Below are 16,355 nucleotides of genomic sequence, written 5' to 3'. Positions count from 1 at the left end.
GGGCGGGAGCCTCCGGACGAGACGCTTCCGCCCGCCGGCGGTGGACGAGCGAAGGAGCCGACGCGATGCCCGACGAGGAAGGCCACCCGAGCCGGAGCGAGATGGACCTGCTCACGGTCCTGAACGCGCTCTCCGACCCCCTCCGGTACGAGGTGATCCAGACCTTCCTCACGCTCCCGGACGGCACCGAGCGGACCTGCCTGTCCTTCGGCTTCCCGGTGTCCAAGTCCACGCTCAGCCACCACTTCCGGATCCTGCGCGAGTCCGGCCTGGTGCAGCAGGTCAACCGCGGCAACAGCCGCAAGGCGCACCTCCGCAGGGAGGACCTGGAGGCCCGGTTCCCCGGCCTCCTCGACCTGCTGGCGGACAACCCGTCGGGCCGCACGCCCGGCCGCTGAAGCTGAACGGGCCCCGGGGCGGGCCTGGCCCGTACCGGGTACCGGGGCGGCGGCGCACGCGCGCGTACGCGAGGTGGCGCTCGACCCCGACAGGGGCGGGCGCGTCGCGGCGCACGCGCGCGCGTACGCGAAGGGCGCCCGCCTCCGTGGGAGGCGGGCGCCCTGGGTGGTGGCGCGGTCGGGGGTCCGTGCGCGGTGGCGCCGTCAGGCGTCCGTCGTGGTGCGAGGCCAGGCGGAGGCGCGGAGGAGGCGGAGGCCGTTGAGGCCCACGAGGACCGTGGAGCCCTCGTGGCCGGCCACGCCGAGCGGCAGCGGTAGCGTGCCGATCAGGTCCCAGGCGACCAGTACGGCGATGAACGCGCCCGCGATCACCAGGTTCTGCACGACCAGCCGGTGCGCGGTGCGGGAGAGCGCCACGACCGCGGGCACGGCGGCCAGTTCGTCGCGTACGACGACCGCGTCGGCCGTCTCCAGCGCGAGGTCCGAACCGGCCCGGCCCATCGCGACCCCCATGTGCGCGGCGGCCAGCGCCGGCGCGTCGTTGACGCCGTCGCCGGCGACCAGCACCCGCCGCCCCTCCGCCTCCCAGGCCCGCACGGCCGCCACCTTCTCCTCCGGCAGCAGACCGGCGCGCACGTCGGTGATGCCGACCCGTTCGGCCACGAGCCGCGCCGCCCGCTCGTTGTCGCCGGTCAGCAGCGCGGGGGCGCGCCCGGTCAGCCGGGTGAGCGCGGCGACCGTCGCGGCGGCGTCCGGGCGGAGCCGGTCGGCGACGCCGAGGACCCCGACGGGCCGCCCGTCGCACAGCACCGCCACCGCCGTCCGCCCCGCCTCCTCCAGCTCCCGCACCACGCGCGCGGGCCCGTCGGGGTCCCCGGGGTCTCCGGCGTCGCCGGACAGCAGCCGCGCGGGCGAGCCGGCCTCGATCCGCCGGCCCTCGACGGTCGCGGTGACGCCCCGCCCCGGCGCGGCCGTGAAGTCCTCGGCGGCGGCGAGCGCGAGACCGCGCTCCCGTGCCGCGCCGACGACGGCCCGGGCCAGCGGGTGCTCGCTGGCGTGCTCGGCCGAGGCCGCGAGCCGCAGCAGCGCGTCCGCGTCCAGGCCGCCGCCCGGCAGCGGACGGACGTCGGTGACGCGGGGCGTGCCCTCGGTGAGGGTGCCGGTCTTGTCCAGCGCCACCGCGTCGACCTGCCCCAGGCGCTCCATGACGACGGCGGACTTGGCGAGGACGCCGTGCCGGCCGGCGTTGGCGATGGCGGAGAGCAGCGGCGGCATCGTGGAGAGGACCACCGCGCACGGCGACGCGACGATCATGAAGGTCATCGCCCGGAGCAGGGCGGAGGTCAGGTCGTCGCCGAAGGCGAGCGGCACGCCGAAGACGGCGAGGGTCGCGAGGACCATGCCCACCGAGTACCGCTGCTCGATCTTCTCGATGAACAGCTGCGTCGGCGCCTTCGTCCGGGACGCCTCCTCGACCATCCGCACGATCCGGGCGATCACCGAGTCCGAGGCGTCGCGCCCGACCCGTACGCGCAGGGCGCCGGTGCCGTTGACGGTGCCGGCGAACACCTCGTCGCCGGTCTCCTTGACCACCGGCAGCGGTTCGCCGGTGATCGTGGCCTGGTCGACCTCGCTCGCCCCGCCGGTGACCCGCCCGTCCGCGCCGATCCGCTCGCCGGGCCGGACGAGGACGGTGTCGCCGACCGCGAGGAGTTCCGCGTCCACGGTCTCCTCGGAGCCGTCGGGCAGCAGCCGGGTCGCGGTGGCGGGCGCGAGGTCGAGCAGCCCGCGCACCGAGTCCGCGGTACGGGCGGTGGCCAGCGCCTCCAGGGCGCCGGAGGTGGCGAAGATGACGATGAGCAGCGCGCCGTCGAGGACCTGCCCGATCGCGGCGGCGCCCAGCGCGGCGACGACCATCAGCAGGTCCACGTCGAGGGTCCGCTCCCGCAGCGCCTTCAGCCCCTCCCAGCCGGGCTCCCAGCCGCCGGTGGCGTAGGCGGCGGCGAAGAGCGCGCCCCAGAGCCAGCCGGGGCCGCCGCCCAGGTAGGGGACGAGGGCGAGCAGGAACAGCCCGAGCGAGGCCAGCGCCCAGCGCACCTCGGGAAGCGCGAGGGCGCGGGTGCGGCCGGCCGGGCGGGGGTCCCGGCGCGGCGCGTCCGCCGCGCGCCGGCCGCCTTCGCCGGGCCCGTCGCGCTGCTCCAGGAAAGAAGGCTCGTCCAGCGAGGACGGCTGGTCCAGGGAGGAAGACATGACAAAGCGCCCCTTCGCGGGCAGGTGGCATCGACCCCCACACCATATCGGAACACTTGAACACCTATTCATGTGTCATCCGTATGATGGGCGCATGGGCCACGGAATCGACACCGCCACCGGCGCGACCCCCCGCGAACGGCTCGACGCCGTCGGCACCGCCGACGTCGCCGCCACCCTCCAGGCCCTCGCCACCCCCTCCCGCCTGTACATCCTCGCCAGGCTCCAGGAAGGCCCCTGCTCGGTCGGCGACCTCGCCGACGCCGTCGGCATGGAGCCCTCCGCCTGCTCCCACCAGCTGCGCCTGCTGCGCAACCTCGGCCTGGTCACCGGCGAGCGCCACGGCCGCTCGATCGTCTACGCCCTGTACGACAACCACGTCGCCGAGCTCCTCGACCAGGCGCTCTACCACGTGGAGCACCTCCGCCTGGGCGTCCGCGACGCCACCGCGGAGCCCTCCGCCACCTGACGCGACGCCACCGCGGAGCCCTCCGCCACCTGACGCGGCGCGCCGCGGGCCGGCCGCCCGCTCCCGTACGAAGAATGGGGTGGAACCGTACGAACCACCCCGCGGGAGACGCCCGTCCATGTGCCCGACGCCCCCACCCCCCGTCCGGATCGGCGCCCTCGCCCCGCTCACCCGCCCCGGCTGGACCGACGCCGGCCGGCATCTGCTGGCGGGCCTCGAACTGGCCGCCGGGGAGGTGAACGCCTCCGGCGGAATCGGCGGACGGCCGCTGGAACTCGTGGTCAGGGACACCGCCGCCGACCCGCACCGCGCCGAGACGGCGGTGGACGAGCTGGCCGGGCTCGGCGTGACGGCGCTGGCCGGCGAGTACCACAGCGTCGCGGCCCGCGCGGCGGCCGACCGGGCGGACGCCCTCGGCCTGCCGTTCCTCTGCTCCTCGGCGGTCCTCGACGCCCTCACCGAGCGGCCGACGGACCGGGTCGCGCGGCTCGCCCCGGCGCAGTCCCACGGCTGGCGCGTCTACGCCGACTTCCTGCTCGCCGCCGGCCACACCCGCGTGGCGGTCGCCGCCGAACCGAGCCTCTACTGGGCCGCCGGCACCCGCATCCTCCGCGACCGCCTGGCCCCCCGGGGCGGCACGGTCACCGCACTCGACGCGCGCGCCCTGCCGCCCGAAGCCCTCTGCGACGAACTGGCCGCCCGCTCAACCGAGGTGACGGCCCTGCTCCTCCTGACCGGCTTCCCCGACCCGGCCGTCCCGCTCGTCCGGGCGGTCCGCCGGGACCCCCGCCTGGACGGCCTCCTGCTCGGCGCCCCCGCCGGCCAGCCGGAGTTCCCGGCCTGGGAGGCCCTGCTCGGCGCGGACGGCGCGGCGGTCCCGTTCCTCCGCTACCTTCCCGTCCGCCCCACCCCGCTCGGCGCGCGCGTGGAGTCCGCCCTCCGCGCCCGCCTCGGCACCACCCCGTCCTTCGTCGCCTTCGAGGGGTACGACACGATCGCCGTGCTCACCGCGGCCCTCCGCGCCCACGGCGCCGATCCCGCGGCCCTCGCCGGCGGCTGGCCCGACGTGACCGTGTCCGGCACCCGCGGCCCCATCCGCCTCACCCGCCCCGCCGGCACCCCCGTCCGCCAGTGGACCTGGCCCCCCGTCCAGATCACCGACCGCGACCCCGCCGCCCCCGGACGCTTCCGCACCCTCCACCCGGAGCTGGTCAGCGCAGCAGTGCGGTGAGTTCCCGGGCCGCTTCCCGGGCGGGGCGGCCGGTGCCGATGAGCGTGGCGGAGGCGGGGCCGGTCCAGTCGCCGTAGCCGAGGAGGTGCAGCCGGGGCTCGCCGACCGCCCGGGTGCCGCTGAGGGGGACGCGGCCCCCGGGGCCGCGCAGGGCGAGCGGGGCCAGGTGGGAGAGGGCGGGGCGGAAGCCGGTGCACCAGACGATCGCGTCGGCGCCGGTCGTGGTGCCGTCGGGCCAGACGACCCCGGTGGCCGTGACGCGGGTGAACATCGGCCGGGCCGCGAGGAGCCCCGCGTCGCGGGCCGCGCGGACCGGCGGGACGGCCACGATGTCGCCGAGGGAGGCGACGCCGCCGGTGTCGGCGCGGCCCTCGTCGAGGGCCTTGCGGCGGGCGGTGGCATGGTGGAAGAGGGCGCGGCCGTCGATGTCGTCGGCGAGGTAGCGGGGTGCGCGGAGGGTGGCCCAGGTCAGCTCGGAGCCGTACGCGAGGTCGGCGGCGATCTGGGCGCCGGAGTTGCCGCCGCCGACGACGATCACCTTCCGGCCGGCGAAGTCGGACGCCCGCCGGTACTCCGCGGAGTGGAGCTGGGCGCCCCGGAACTCGGTGCGGCCGGGGACGGCCGGGACGAAGGGGCGGGACCAGGTGCCGGTGGCGCTGATCACCGCGCGGGCCCGCCACGTACCGGAGTCGGTCGCGACGCGGAGGCGGTCGCCGTCGCGGTGGACCCCCGAGACGCGTACGGGCCGGTGGACTGGGAGGTCGTAGCGCTGCTCGTAGTCGGTGAGGTAGTCGACGACGTGGGCGGCGTCCGGGTACGTCTCGCCCGGCTGCGGCGGCATGAGGCGGCCGGGGAGGGAGGAGTACGCGGCGGGGGAGAAGAGGTGGAGGGAGTCCCAGGTGTGCTGCCAGGCGCCGCCCGCGGCGGCCCCAGCGTCCAGGACGACGAAGTCCAGGCCGGCCCGGCGCAGGTGGTAGCCGGCGGCGAGGCCCGCCTGGCCTCCGCCGATGACGACCACGTCGACGGCCTGGTGCTGGGTCATGCCCGGGTTTCCCTTCTCGACGGCGGTGCCCCGGCCCGCGTGGCGGCGGGACGGGGCACCTCGGTGGTGACGGCGGGACTATGCCTACTGTTGGGCGGGGGCGAACTTCCTGCGCCAGGCCAGCGACACGTAGACCAGGGCGACGAGGACGGGGACCTCGATCAGCGGGCCGACGACGCCGGAGAGGGCCTGGCCGCTGGTGACGCCGAAGGTGGCGATGGCGACGGCGATGGCGAGCTCGAAGTTGTTGCCGGCGGCGGTGAAGGCGAGGGTGGCGGTGCGGTCGTAGCGCAGGCCGATCGCCTTGCCGAGCGCGAAGGTGCCGAACCACATGATCGCGAAGTAGACGAGGAGGGGGAGCGCGATGCGTGCGACGTCGAGGGGCTGCGAGGTGATCGTCTTTCCCTGGAGGGCGAAGAGGATGACGATCGTGAAGAGCAGGCCGTAGAGGGCCCAGGGGCCGATCTTCGGCAGGAACTTCTGCTCGTAGGACTCCCGGCCCAGTTTCTTCTCGCCGATGCGGCGGGTGAGGAAGCCGGCGAGGAGCGGGACGCCGAGGAAGATGACGACGTTCAGCGCGATCTTCCACATCGAGATGTCCAGCGCCTCGCCGTCGCCCAGGCCGAGCCAGTCGGGGAGGAGGTCGAGGTAGAACCAGCCCAGCAGGCCGAAGGCCAGGACCTGGAAGACGCTGTTCAGGGCGACGAGGACGGCGGCGGCCTCGCGGTCGCCGCAGGCGAGGTCGTTCCAGATGATGACCATGGCGATGCAGCGGGCGAGGCCGACGATGATCAGGCCGGTGCGGTACTCGGGCAGGTCCGGCAGGAAGATCCAGGCGAGCGCGAACATCACCGCCGGTCCGAGGACCCAGTTGACGACCAGTGACGAGACCATGAGCTTCTTGTCGCCGGTGACGGCGTCGAGCTTGTCGTAGCGGACCTTGGCGAGGACCGGGTACATCATGATCAGCAGGCCGACGGCGATGGGCAGGGAGATGCCGCCGATCTCGACCTTCGCCAGGGCGTCGTTCAGGCCGGGGATCAGGCGCCCCAGACCGAGGCCGAGGACCATGGCGAGGAGGATCCAGACGGCGAGGAAGCGGTCGAGCGTCGACAGCTTCGCGACGACCGAGGTCTCCTCGGCGGTGGTGGCAGGGGCGGCGGGGGTCACGGGCAGGACCTCTTGGAGTCGGCGTTGGCGCGGGCGGTGGCGGCGAGGCCGGCGAACCCGCCGGCGAGCGTGTCGAGGACCTCGGGCTTCAGTCGGTAGTACGTGAACCGGCCGCAGGGCTCGGTCTCTACGACCCCCGCCTCGCGCAGGACCCTGAGGTGGTTGGAGAGGTTGGTCTGTCTTGCTCCCGTCTCCTCCACCAGGTGCGTGGTGCACAGGGTCTCGCGGGCCAGCAGGGTCACGATCTGGAACCTGAGCGGGTCGGCCAGGACCCGCATCAGCTCAGTGTCGACTGACGTCAGCATGGGCTGATACTCTCACATCATTGAGGGCTGATGCCAGCCCGGGCTGATAGCTGCCTGCTGTGAAGGAAGAACCGATGTCCGAGTCCCCGCTCGCGTCCGTGCTGTTCGTCTGCGTCCACAACGCCGGCCGCTCCCAGATGGCCGCCGGATTTCTCCGGCACCTCGCGGGCGACCGGGTGGAGGTCCGGTCCGCCGGCTCCCTCCCCGGTGACCAGGTCAACCCGGCCGCCGTCGCCGCCATGGCCGAGCTCGGCATCGACATCTCCGACCAGAAGCCGAAGGTCCTCACCGTCGAGGCCGCGCAGGCGTCGGACTACATCATCACCATGGGCTGCGGCGACGCCTGCCCCTACTTCCCCGGCAAGACCTACCTCGACTGGGTCCTGGAGGACCCGGCCGGCCAGGGGGTCGAGGCCGTCCGTCCCATCCGGGACGAGATCAAGGGGCTCATCGAGGGCCTCATCGCAGAGATCGACTCCAAGAACGCCGAGAAGCAGGAGAACTGACCTCACCATGACGACCACCACGACCGGCGCCGAGAACGACGTCCGCGAGGTCATCATCATCGGCTCCGGCCCCGCCGGCTACACCGCCGCGCTCTACACCGCCCGCGCCCAGCTGAAGCCTCTTCTCTTCGGCAGCTCCATATTCGTCGGCGGCTCCCTCACCACGACCACCGAGGTCGAGAACTTCCCCGGCTTCCCCACCGGTATCAACGGCCCGGACCTCATGGACAACATGCGGGCCCAGGCCGAGCGGTTCGGCGCCGAGATGATCGATGACGACATCGTCTCCGTCGACCTGACCGGTGACATCAAGCTCCTCACCGACTCCGCCGGCACCGTCCACCGCGCCAAGGCCGTGATCGTCGCCACCGGCTCTGGCTACCGCAAGCTCGGCCTTCCCAAGGAGGACGAGCTGTCCGGACGCGGTGTCTCCTGGTGCGCCACCTGTGACGGCTTCTTCTTCCGCGACCGCGACATCGTCGTGGTCGGCGGCGGCGACACCGCCATGGAGGAGGCCACCTTCCTCACCCGCTTCGCCCGCTCGGTCACCGTTGTCCACCGCCGCTCGACCTTGCGCGCCTCCAAGGCCATGCAGAACCGGGCCTTCGCGGACGACAAGATCTCCTTCGCCTTCGACAGCGAGGTCGCCGAGATCAAGGAGACGAACGGCATGCTGTCCGGCGTCGTCCTGCGCGACGTCCTCACGGGCGAGACCCGTGAGCTGGACGCGACCGGCCTGTTCATCGCCATCGGCCACGACCCGCGCACCGAGCTCTTCGCCGACCAGCTCGACCTCGACGACGAGGGCTACCTGAAGACCGAGGCCCCGTCGACCCGTACGAGCCTGCCGGGCGTCTTCGGCGCCGGCGACGTCGTCGACCACACCTACCGCCAGGCGATCACCGCCGCCGGCTCCGGCTGCTCCGCCGCCCTGGATGCCGAGCGGTACCTTGCCGCTCTCCGGGACGCCGAACCGGTCGACGGGACCGAACTCGTCGCCGCGGGCTGAACAGACGCCGGGCCCGGGCCATCGTGCTTTCTCCACGACGGACCGTGCCCGGTTCATCATGCCGGTACGAGCGAAGCCGTCTCGGGCAGCTCCAGTCGCACCGTGCGGTCGCACAGCCGCTCCACCTGGCCGGGGTCGTGCGAGACCAGCAGGACCGTACGGTTGCCGCGCAGGGCGGCGACCGACTCCTCGACCGTGTCCCGGCTGCGCTCGTCCAGGGCGCTGGTCGGCTCGTCGAGCAGGAGCGCCGCCGGCTCCAGAGCGAGGGCCCGGGCGAGGCAGAGGCGCTGGCGCTGGCCGTTGGAGAGCGACTGCGCCGGGGTGTCCAGCCGGTCGCGGACCTCGTTCCACAGACCCGACTCCCGCAGCGCCTTCTCCATCCGGTCCCGCATCTCCGTACGGGAGGCGCGGACCAGGTGGCGCAGGCCGAACAGGGCGTTGTCCATGATGCTTCCGCCGAAGACCACCGGCGTCTGCGGCACCAGGACGACGGTGCTCCGCAGCGACGCGTCCCCCTTGCCGCAGCAGATCGTGCGTCCCTGCACGTCCACCTCGCCGTCGCGGCGCAGGCCGTGCGGGAGGAGGTCGACCAGGGCGCGCAGCACCGTGGACTTTCCGGCGCCCGACGGGCCGCACAGGCCGGTGGTGGAGCCGGCGGGCAGCTCGAAGGTGACCGGGCCGACCAGGGTCTTCTTTCCGTCGAGGACGCGCAGATCGCGGACGGCGATCACGTTCTGCGGGTGCGCGTTCCCCGTCTTCACGTTGTCCAACGTCGTGCTCCTTCGAATCGGTTGCGCAGGAAGACGGCCAGGGTGAGCAGTCCGGCGGTGATCAGGACCAGGACGAGGGCGCTGCCCCACGCCTGGGCGATGGCCTCGGGGGCGCCGGAGTCCTGCGACAGGGTGAAGATGTGCGTGGGCAGGGCCTGGACCGGTGCGTTGACGATGCCGGTCGGGAGGGCGGGGGCCCCGAAGAACACGGTGGCCGTGAAGATCAGGGGCGCCGTCTCGCCTGCCGCGCGGGCCAGGCCGAGCAGTAGGCCGGTGAGCGTGGCCGGCCAGGTGTAGGGGATGACCACGGAGCGGATGTACTGCGAGCGAGTCAGACCCAGTGCGAGCGCGCTCTCGGTGAGTTCGCCCGGCATGCCGCGCACGCGGCCGGCGGTGGTGAGGGCGACGACCGGGACCACGACTGGCACCAGGACCACGGCGCCGGCCAGCCAGGAACGGCCCCAGCCCATGGTCGTGCACAGGAGGACGTATCCGGCGAGGCCGAGCAGGATGGTGGGTGTTCCGCCGACCGCCACGGTCAGCGTCTCCAGGATCCGGGAGGTCTTGGCGGAGGCGCGGGTGCCGATCACGATGCCCGCTCCGTAGCCGAGGGGCAGCGCGATCAGCGCCGTGGTCGCGAGCAGCAGGAGTGTGCCGACGATCTGGTCGCGGATGCCTCCGTCGGCGGCGCCGGCGGACGGGGTGAACCAGAAGGCCGGGTTGAGGGCCGCGCCGCCGCGGGCCAGCAGGATGCCGAGCATGCCGAGCAGGAGGGCGGTCGGCAGCAGCAGGGCGCCGTAGCGGACGGCCGTGGTCAGCCGGTCCTTGGGGCCGCGCATCCATGCGGAGGTCCGCCGGACGCGCGGTCCGCGCCGGACCCGGGCCGAGGTGCCGCGGGTGCCCCACACGGTGGCGGCGGCGACGAGGGCCAGCAGGATGATGCCGAGTCCGCAGAGGGCGGCGAAGTACGGGCCCGAGGTGCCGGCGAGCATGGGTTCGGGGCCGGCGAGCTTGGTGGTGAGCGTCTGGCCGGGGCGGACGAGCGAGGAGAAGAAGTCGCCGAACGACTCCGGGAGGCGCCCGTCGGCGCGGCCGATGACCATGAAGACCGCGATGGCCTCGCCGAGCGCCCGGGCCAGGCCAAGGAGGACGCCGGCGCGCATGCCCGAACGGGCCTGGGGCAGGACGGCGGAGCGGACGACCTCCCGGCGGGTGAGGCCGAGGGAGTACGCGGCCTCCCGGTAGCGGCCGGGTACTGCGGCGAGGGCGTCCACGCTGACCGCCACGATCGTCGGCATGATCATCACGGCGAGGACGATGCCGGCGGCGAGGATGCTGTCGCCGCCCGGCACGTTCCCCAGTCCGGCGACGAACGGCCGGATCACCATGATGCCGATGAGGCCGTAGACGATGGAGGGAACGGCCGCGAGGAGTTCGATGCTCAGGCGCAGCGGCTTCGCGAGGCGGGGCGGCAGGTACTCGGACAGGGCGACGGCCGCCGCCCAGCCGACGGGTACGGCGAGCACGAGCGCCAGGACGCAGACGACCGCCGATCCGTAGATCATGGCCAGGCCGCCGAAGGCCAGGTTCCCCGGGCTCCAGACGGAGTCCGTGAGGAGGGCTCCCCAGTCGACCGTGCCGCTCGTGATGCCGTCGGCCAGGTAACCGATCAGGACCACGAGGGCGAGGACGACGGACAGGACGCCGCTGTAGGCCCAGCCCCAGACCCATCTCGCCCGGCCGGGGCGGCCGCCCTTTTCGGGCGGCCGCGTCGCGGTGGTTCCGGGCGCCTTGGCGGGGCGCTCCAGAGTGAGGCTCATCGGTCAGAGCCCCATCTGCTGACGGGTCAGGTACCCGTGCTTCGGGAGCAGCTTCTGGCCCTCGGCGGAGAGGATGTAGTCGATGTACTGCTTGGCGGCGCCCTTGGGCTGACCGTTGGTGATCATGTACAGCGGGCGGGTCATCGGGTACTTCCCGGAGGCCACGTTCTCCAGGCTGGGGGCGATGCCGTCCAGCGGCACGGCGACCAGGTCGGGGTGGCCGTCGATGAAGCCGGTCGACAGCGGGGCGATGGAACCGCGGGTGGACTTCAGCTTGTTGCGGGTCTCGGTGTTGCCGCCGACGACGGCGTAGTTCGCGGACTGCGGCGGGGCAGGCGGCTCGCCCTTGCCGTAGACGAACTTGTCGAGGACCTCGCGGGTGCCGCGGCCGGGCTCCTTGTCGTACACGAAGACCTGCAGGTCGGGGCCGCCGACCTCCTTCCAGTTGGTGATCTTCCCTTCGAACAGGCCCTGCACCTGTGCCTTGGAGAGGCTCTTGACCCCGCCGTCGGCGACCTCCTTGGTGATGATGACGCCGACCGCGTCCGCGCCGATCTGCGTGGTCACGAAGTCGGCGTCCGGGTACGCCTTGCTGTCCTTGTCGGAGAGCGGCTTGGAGCTCAGCGCGATCTCGATCTGGCCGGTGCCGAGCTGGGAGATGCCGCCGGCGGAGCCGCCCTGGGTGGCGACGGTGATGTTCAGGCCCTTGGACTTGAGCGCCTCGGCGGCGTCGGAGGCCACCGGGGCGACCGTGGTGGATCCGCTGGCCTGCAAGGCCCCCGTGTCGGCCTTCGCGGCACCGGCGCAGCCGGTGAGGACGGCGGCGAGGACGAGGCCGGCGGATGCGGCGGCTCCCTGCCGCATCCGGCGCGAGGCGAAGGCCGGCACGGTGCTTCGGAACGTGGTGGAGGTGACAGACATGGCGGTGCCTTTGCGGTGGTGGGGAAGGAAGAAGGAGACGTGCGGGAGCTGTTCGGACACTCGCTGAATGACAGGCGAACAGTGAGTGAACTCGCTCGATGTGACTCAGCCGACCGGCCGGGCGGACATAGGGTGATCGTCATGTCAGCAGAACAAGCGACCGACCATCGCTCGGGGTTGCTGCCCTTCGTCGACGAGGATCCGACCTGCGGGCCGCCTCTCGACGTGGAACCGCTGCCCCGGGAGCGGGCTGAGGCGCTGGCCCGGAACGTGAAGGGCATCGCCGACCCGACCCGGTTGCAGATCCTCAGCGTGCTGCTGGCCGCTCCGGACGGCGAGGCGTGCGTGTGCGACATGACGCCGCTGCTGGATCTCGCTCAGCCGACCGTCAGTTACCACATGAAGATCCTGGTGGACACCGGCCTCGTGAGCCGCAGGAAGCGGGGCACGTGGGCTTGGTACGCGATCCGGCCCGAGCACCGGGCCGTACTCGACGCGCTGATCTGGGGCGAGGGCCCGGCGGAGGCGTGAGCCGCCCCGGCCGGGCGCACCGCCTCAGACGGCGACGGCCGCCCGGGCGCTCACCTCGGCCGTGAAGGCCGTGATCAGCCGGTGGATCCGGCCCGGCCCCGAAACCAGCTCGGGCTGGAACAGGGTGCCGATGAAGAACGGGTGGCCCGGCACCTCGGCGGCCCGCGGGGCGCCTTCCTCGTCCCAGCCGCTGAACAGCACGCCCGCACCGGTGAGCAGCTCGACGAACTCCGCGTTCAGGCCGTACTTGCAGTGGTACGTCTCCGTCGAGCGCTCGGCGCCGTCGTAGACCGCCGCCAGCCGGCTGCCGACGGTCAGCAGCAGGGGCGCCTGCTCGCCGGCGAGGCAGCAGGTGAGCGGCACGATCAGCGGGGTGGCCGCCTCCGGGTCGTACTGGACGTCGTCGGCGTCGGTGAGACCGGCGACGCTGCGGGCGTACTCGATCAGCGCGTGCTGGAAGCCGCCGCAGGTGCCCAGGTACGGGACGCCGTTCTCGCGGGCGTGTCGGACGGCGGCGAGGACGCCGTCCTTGTTCTCGTACGGGGAGCCGGGCACGACCCACAGGCCGTCGAAGCCGTCGAACGACTCCGGGCCGGTGATCGTCTCGGTGGGCACCCACACGGTGTCCACCTCCAGCTCGGCGCGGAAGTTGTCGAGCCTGGCGTGCGCGGGGGACTTGCCGTGGTCCCCGATCAGCGCCACGCGCGGGCGCGGTCCGGTGACGGTGGTCATGAGGTGTGCTCCTGGTCGGTGTCGAGGGCGCGTCCGAGGCGGACGAACCCGTGGGGGGCGAGGCGGGCGACGAGCAGTCCGTCGCGCTCGGCGGTGGTGGACGCACCACCGAGGAACAGCAGCGGTCCGTCGCCGGGCGGCAGCAGCGGCTCGGGAAGCAGCTCCTGGGCCTCGGAGGTGAGGTTGGTGACGGTCAGCACGTGGGCCGAGCCGTCGGCGCTGACGAGCACCTCGGCGGCCAGCGCGGGGCCCGCGTCCGGCTCGTGGCGGACGGCGCCGTCGGCGTAGGCGCCGGCGAAGCGGGTGCCGCCGGGCGTTGCGCTCTGGGCGAGCGGGGGCGCGAGGGTCACAGCAGGCTCCTTCCGGTCATGGCGGGACCGCTCGGACGGCCGAGCAGGGCGAGCACGGTGGGCGCGATGTCGGCGAGGCTGCCGCCGTCACGGAGGGCGTCGGGCAGGAGCTGCCCGGGCGCCGGGACGACGACCGCGGGGACCGGGTTGGTGGTGTGGCCGCCGTACGGGAGCGGGGTTCCGTCCGGGCCGGGCTTGGACATCCGTTCGGCGTTCCCGTGGTCGCCGACCAGGACCACCCAGCGGCCGGTGGCCGCGGCGGCGGTCAGGATCCGGTCGACCTGCCCGTCGGTGTACTCGGCGGCCTTCACGGTGGCGTCGTGGTCGCCGGTGTGGCCGACGACGTCGATGTTGGCGAGGTTGGCCGCCACGAGGGCGACGTCGGTCCGGCCGGCGGCCGCGATCACCGCGTCGGCGACCCGGTCGAGGTTCATCTCGGGCCGCGCGGTGTACTCGGGCGCCTCGTCCGACGTGATCCGGACGTGCTCCTCGACCTCACGGCGCCGCTCGTCCCGCCCGTTCAGGTAGTAGGTGACGTGCTCGAACTTCTCCTGCTCCGCGATCCGTACGGACCGCAGGCCGTGGGCCTCCAGTTGGTCCGCGAGGCCGCCGGAGGCGTCGGCGCGGCCGACCAGGGCGGGGATGTCCGCCTCGGTGTCGTACTGGGTGAGGGAGAGGATCCGTACGTCGCTCTCGGCCAGGTGCTTCACCAGGTCGTCGGCGAGCTGCTGGATGCGGTCGCTGCGGAAGTTGGCGAACAGGATCGCGTCCCCGTCCCGCACAGTTGCCAGCGGTTCGCCATCGGGGTCGGTGAGGACGGTCGGGGTGACCCACACGTCGCCGTCGCCGGCGCCCGCCAGGACCTGGCCGTGGTCGCGGGCCAGGGCTCCGCGGCCGTCCGCCACCGCCTGGGTGACCTTCGCGGTCAGCTCCAGGTCGCCGCTCTTGTCGAGGGCGTAGCCGCGTCCGGAGACCGTGGCCAGGCGGCCGACACCGGTCGTCGCGAAGAACTCCTCGACCCGGCCGAGGTAGTGGCCGGCCGTGCGGTCGGCGACGTCCCGGCCGTCGGTGATCGCGTGCACCCAGACCCGCTCGACGCCGCGGGCGGCGGCGATCGAGAGCAACTCGTGCAGGTGGTCGACGTGGGCGTGGATCTGCCCGTCGGAGGCCAGCCCGATCAGGTGCAGGGCGCCGCCGCCGGCCGCGAGCGCGTCGAGCGCCTCGGTCAGGCGCGGGTTGTCGCGCAGACCGCCGGAGTCGATCTGTCGCTGGACGAGCACGCTGTCGTAGTCCAGCGGGCGTCCGGCGCCGATGACCATGTGGCCGATCTCGGAGTTGCCGACCGTGCCGGGCAGCAGGCCGACGTGCTCGCCGGACGCCTCCACGAGGGTGGCGGGGTACTTGGCTCGGATGCCGTCCAGGACGGGGGTGTCCGCGACCGCGAGGGCGTTGCCGGGGCCCGGCTCGGTGTGGCCCCAGCCGTCGAGGACGAGCAGGATGCCGGGACGGGTGTCGGGGGACTCGGTCATCGCAGGGTGTCCAGGGTCTGCCAGAAGGCGGGGAAGGACTTGGCGACGCAGCCGGGGTCCTTGATGACGACGCCGGGGGTGCGCAGGCCCATGATCGCGAAGGTCATGGCGATGCGGTGGTCGTCGTAGGTGTCGATGACCGCGCCGTGCGAGGGGCCGCCGTGGACGGTCATGGCGTCGTCGTACTCGTCGACCTTGACACCCATCTTGCGCAGCTCGGTGGTGACGGCCGCGATGCGGTCGCACTCCTTCACCCGCAGGCTGGCGATGTTGGTGATGTGGGTCGGGCCCTCGGCGAAGGCGGCGACGGCGGCGAGTGAGGGGACGACGTCGGGCATGGCGTCCATGTCGACCTCGATGCCTCGCAGCTGCCCGCCCTTGACGGTGACCGAGTTCTCGGTGACCTCGGTGTGCGCGCCCATCCGGCCGAGGACCTCGACCAGGCCGACGTCACCCTGGTGGGAGGTGGAGCCGATGCCGGGGATGGTGACCCGGCCGCCGAGGATCGCGGCGGCGGCGATGAAGTACGACAGGCCCGAGGCGTCCGGCTCGACGATCGCGTGGCCGCCCTTGAAGGACTGGCCGGCGGGCACCTTGAACCAGCGGTAGCCGTCGCGCTCGACGGTGATGCCGTGCTCGGCGAGGGTCGCCAGGGTCATCTCGACGTACGGCTTGGAGACCAGCTCGTCGACGATCTCGATCTCCGTGTCCTGCTTCGCCAGCACCGAGCTGATGAGGAGCGAGGAGGTGTACTGGCTGGAGACGGCGCCGGAGATCTTCGTCTTCCCGCCGACGAAGTTGCCGCCGGTGACGCGGATCGGCGGGGAGTCGTTGCCGCGCACGGCGACCGCCTCGACGCCGAGGCCCGGGAGGGCCGCGAGCAGGTCGCCGAACGGGCGCTCCTGCATCCGGGCGTTGCCGGTGATGGTGGTGGTGCCCTCGGCGAGGCCCGCCATGGAGATGAGGAAGCGCAGCGGGGTGCCCGCGCCGCCGACGAAGATCTCCTCCTGCGGGGCCGTCATCGGCTTGCCCGTGGGGGTGAACGAGATGCGCGCGGCCTCGTGGTCGATCTCGGCGCTGACGTGCCCGAAGGACTCGACGGCCTTGGTGAAGAAGACGGTGTCGTCGGAGATGAGCGCGCCGTCGATCACGCCTTCCTTGCCGGACAGGGCGGCGACGGCGATCTGCCGGTTGGTGTAGCTCTTCGAACCGAGGACCTTCACGTCGTGGTCGATGGCGGCCAGCGGCTCGACGGTGAGCTCTTCGGCCTTGAGACGGGGGTCGTTGATGCCGCTCATGGGTGGTACTCCTCGCAGGGGTGT

Annotated in this window: 17 protein-coding genes; 6 read left to right on the top strand and 11 right to left on the bottom strand. The window is 73.1% G+C overall.

Features of this window, described 5'->3' with window-relative positions; all coding sequences use genetic code 11:
* Positions 1-65 precede the first annotated feature (65 nt).
* Positions 66-398: a helix-turn-helix domain-containing protein gene (locus tag ACFVQZ_RS14195; protein ID WP_030493998.1), complete on the top strand. Its 333-nt coding sequence runs from the start codon at positions 66-68 to the stop codon at positions 396-398.
* A gap of 204 nt (positions 399-602) precedes the next feature.
* Here ACFVQZ_RS14195 and ACFVQZ_RS14190 read toward each other — a convergent pair whose 3' ends face one another.
* Positions 603-2,648, bottom strand: coding sequence for a heavy metal translocating P-type ATPase (locus ACFVQZ_RS14190; RefSeq protein WP_383622047.1), 2,046 nt, complete (start codon positions 2,646-2,648; stop codon positions 603-605).
* Between the two features lie 94 nt (positions 2,649-2,742).
* Between ACFVQZ_RS14190 and ACFVQZ_RS14185 the strand changes: the two genes are divergently transcribed.
* Both ACFVQZ_RS14185 and ACFVQZ_RS14180 read left to right on the top strand, forming a co-directional pair.
* The gene (locus ACFVQZ_RS14185; protein WP_030494000.1) at positions 2,743-3,117 is read left to right on the top strand and encodes a winged helix-turn-helix domain-containing protein; all 375 of its coding nucleotides are present in this window, start codon (positions 2,743-2,745) and stop codon (positions 3,115-3,117) included.
* Between the two features lie 118 nt (positions 3,118-3,235).
* On the top strand, positions 3,236-4,348 hold the full coding sequence (locus ACFVQZ_RS14180) for an ABC transporter substrate-binding protein (protein WP_383622043.1): 1,113 nt from the start codon (positions 3,236-3,238) through the stop codon (positions 4,346-4,348).
* Here ACFVQZ_RS14180 and ACFVQZ_RS14175 read toward each other — a convergent pair.
* The 3 genes from ACFVQZ_RS14175 to ACFVQZ_RS14165 all read right to left on the bottom strand — a co-directional run bounded on the left by ACFVQZ_RS14175 (position 4,329) and on the right by ACFVQZ_RS14165 (position 6,865).
* Positions 4,329-5,390 (bottom strand): ArsO family NAD(P)H-dependent flavin-containing monooxygenase, encoded by a 1,062-nt coding sequence (locus ACFVQZ_RS14175; protein WP_383622040.1) that lies wholly within the window; start codon positions 5,388-5,390, stop codon positions 4,329-4,331. The two genes, ACFVQZ_RS14180 and ACFVQZ_RS14175, sit on opposite strands and share 20 nt — an antisense overlap.
* 84 nt (positions 5,391-5,474) lie before the next feature.
* Positions 5,475-6,560: an ACR3 family arsenite efflux transporter gene (arsB, locus tag ACFVQZ_RS14170; protein ID WP_383622037.1), complete on the bottom strand. Its 1,086-nt coding sequence runs from the start codon at positions 6,558-6,560 to the stop codon at positions 5,475-5,477.
* Positions 6,557-6,865: an ArsR/SmtB family transcription factor gene (locus ACFVQZ_RS14165; protein WP_383622034.1), complete on the bottom strand. Its 309-nt coding sequence runs from the start codon at positions 6,863-6,865 to the stop codon at positions 6,557-6,559. Before ACFVQZ_RS14165 ends, arsB begins: the two co-directional genes overlap by 4 nt.
* Before the next feature lie 74 nt (positions 6,866-6,939).
* On the opposite strand from ACFVQZ_RS14165, the gene ACFVQZ_RS14160 reads away from it, so the two are divergent.
* The gene (locus ACFVQZ_RS14160) at positions 6,940-7,371 is read left to right on the top strand and encodes an arsenate reductase ArsC (RefSeq protein ID WP_383622031.1); all 432 of its coding nucleotides are present in this window, start codon (positions 6,940-6,942) and stop codon (positions 7,369-7,371) included.
* 7 nt (positions 7,372-7,378) lie between these two features.
* Positions 7,379-8,380 (top strand): thioredoxin-disulfide reductase, encoded by a 1,002-nt coding sequence (trxB, locus tag ACFVQZ_RS14155; protein ID WP_383622028.1) that lies wholly within the window; start codon positions 7,379-7,381, stop codon positions 8,378-8,380.
* 56 nt (positions 8,381-8,436) lie between these two features.
* Here the strand turns inward: trxB and ACFVQZ_RS14150 are convergent, their stop codons facing one another.
* The 3 genes from ACFVQZ_RS14150 to ACFVQZ_RS14140 are packed head-to-tail and all read right to left on the bottom strand — an operon-like array spanning position 8,437 to position 11,891.
* On the bottom strand, positions 8,437-9,150 hold the full coding sequence (locus ACFVQZ_RS14150; protein WP_308436596.1) for an ATP-binding cassette domain-containing protein: 714 nt from the start codon (positions 9,148-9,150) through the stop codon (positions 8,437-8,439).
* Complete coding sequence (gene pstC, locus ACFVQZ_RS14145) at positions 9,138-10,970, bottom strand: phosphate ABC transporter permease subunit PstC (protein WP_383622022.1); 1,833 nt, start codon at positions 10,968-10,970, stop codon at positions 9,138-9,140. The genes ACFVQZ_RS14150 and pstC overlap by 13 nt, the downstream gene beginning before the upstream one ends.
* 3 nt (positions 10,971-10,973) lie before the next feature.
* Positions 10,974-11,891 carry a phosphate ABC transporter substrate-binding protein gene (locus tag ACFVQZ_RS14140; RefSeq protein ID WP_081959328.1) on the bottom strand — a complete coding sequence of 306 codons (918 nt, stop codon included), beginning with the start codon at positions 11,889-11,891 and terminating at the stop codon, positions 10,974-10,976.
* A 141-nt stretch (positions 11,892-12,032) separates the two neighbouring features.
* On the opposite strand from ACFVQZ_RS14140, the gene ACFVQZ_RS14135 reads away from it, so the two are divergent.
* Positions 12,033-12,422 carry an ArsR/SmtB family transcription factor gene (locus ACFVQZ_RS14135; RefSeq protein ID WP_383622018.1) on the top strand — a complete coding sequence of 130 codons (390 nt, stop codon included), beginning with the start codon at positions 12,033-12,035 and terminating at the stop codon, positions 12,420-12,422.
* A 24-nt stretch (positions 12,423-12,446) separates the two neighbouring features.
* On the opposite strand, the gene ACFVQZ_RS14130 is transcribed toward ACFVQZ_RS14135, so the two are convergent.
* Genes ACFVQZ_RS14130 through aroA form a run of 4 tightly spaced genes read right to left on the bottom strand, consistent with a single transcriptional unit; the run spans position 12,447 to position 16,331 of the window.
* On the bottom strand, positions 12,447-13,154 hold the full coding sequence (locus ACFVQZ_RS14130) for a hypothetical protein (protein ID WP_383622015.1): 708 nt from the start codon (positions 13,152-13,154) through the stop codon (positions 12,447-12,449).
* Positions 13,151-13,504 (bottom strand): hypothetical protein, encoded by a 354-nt coding sequence (locus ACFVQZ_RS14125; protein ID WP_383622012.1) that lies wholly within the window; start codon positions 13,502-13,504, stop codon positions 13,151-13,153. The genes ACFVQZ_RS14130 and ACFVQZ_RS14125 overlap by 4 nt, the downstream gene beginning before the upstream one ends.
* A complete protein-coding gene (gene gpmI / locus ACFVQZ_RS14120; protein WP_383622009.1) occupies positions 13,501-15,033 on the bottom strand; it encodes a 2,3-bisphosphoglycerate-independent phosphoglycerate mutase in 1,533 nt (510 codons plus the stop codon). Before gpmI ends, ACFVQZ_RS14125 begins: the two co-directional genes overlap by 4 nt.
* Complete coding sequence (gene aroA / locus ACFVQZ_RS14115; RefSeq protein WP_383622006.1) at positions 15,030-16,331, bottom strand: 3-phosphoshikimate 1-carboxyvinyltransferase; 1,302 nt, start codon at positions 16,329-16,331, stop codon at positions 15,030-15,032. The genes gpmI and aroA overlap by 4 nt, the downstream gene beginning before the upstream one ends.
* Positions 16,332-16,355 lie beyond the last annotated feature (24 nt).

It is taken from the genome of Streptomyces sp. NPDC057854 (genome assembly GCF_042797055.1).
Taxonomy (GTDB): domain Bacteria; phylum Actinomycetota; class Actinomycetes; order Streptomycetales; family Streptomycetaceae; genus Streptomyces.
The sequence above is the reverse complement of the archived record's forward strand: the minus strand, read 5'-3'. Positions and strand labels throughout refer to the sequence as shown.

Excerpts from the sequence above, each read along its gene's own strand:
- ACFVQZ_RS14160 (WP_383622031.1), top strand. The coding sequence starts at position 6,940 with ATGTCCGAGTCCCCGCTCGCGTCCGTGCTGTTCGTCTGCGTCCACAAC.
- ACFVQZ_RS14185 (WP_030494000.1), top strand. The coding sequence starts at position 2,743 with ATGGGCCACGGAATCGACACCGCCACCGGCGCGACCCCCCGCGAACGG.
- trxB (WP_383622028.1), top strand. The coding sequence starts at position 7,379 with ATGACGACCACCACGACCGGCGCCGAGAACGACGTCCGCGAGGTCATC.
- pstC (WP_383622022.1), bottom strand. The coding sequence starts at position 10,970 with ATGAGCCTCACTCTGGAGCGCCCCGCCAAGGCGCCCGGAACCACCGCG.
- ACFVQZ_RS14135 (WP_383622018.1), top strand. The coding sequence starts at position 12,033 with ATGTCAGCAGAACAAGCGACCGACCATCGCTCGGGGTTGCTGCCCTTC.
- gpmI (WP_383622009.1), bottom strand. The coding sequence starts at position 15,033 with ATGACCGAGTCCCCCGACACCCGTCCCGGCATCCTGCTCGTCCTCGAC.
- ACFVQZ_RS14130 (WP_383622015.1), bottom strand. The coding sequence starts at position 13,154 with ATGACCACCGTCACCGGACCGCGCCCGCGCGTGGCGCTGATCGGGGAC.
- ACFVQZ_RS14195 (WP_030493998.1), top strand. The coding sequence starts at position 66 with ATGCCCGACGAGGAAGGCCACCCGAGCCGGAGCGAGATGGACCTGCTC.
- aroA (WP_383622006.1), bottom strand. The coding sequence starts at position 16,331 with ATGAGCGGCATCAACGACCCCCGTCTCAAGGCCGAAGAGCTCACCGTC.
- ACFVQZ_RS14165 (WP_383622034.1), bottom strand. The coding sequence starts at position 6,865 with ATGCTGACGTCAGTCGACACTGAGCTGATGCGGGTCCTGGCCGACCCG.
- ACFVQZ_RS14140 (WP_081959328.1), bottom strand. The coding sequence starts at position 11,891 with ATGTCTGTCACCTCCACCACGTTCCGAAGCACCGTGCCGGCCTTCGCC.
- ACFVQZ_RS14190 (WP_383622047.1), bottom strand. The coding sequence starts at position 2,648 with ATGTCTTCCTCCCTGGACCAGCCGTCCTCGCTGGACGAGCCTTCTTTC.
- ACFVQZ_RS14175 (WP_383622040.1), bottom strand. The coding sequence starts at position 5,390 with ATGACCCAGCACCAGGCCGTCGACGTGGTCGTCATCGGCGGAGGCCAG.
- ACFVQZ_RS14180 (WP_383622043.1), top strand. The coding sequence starts at position 3,236 with ATGTGCCCGACGCCCCCACCCCCCGTCCGGATCGGCGCCCTCGCCCCG.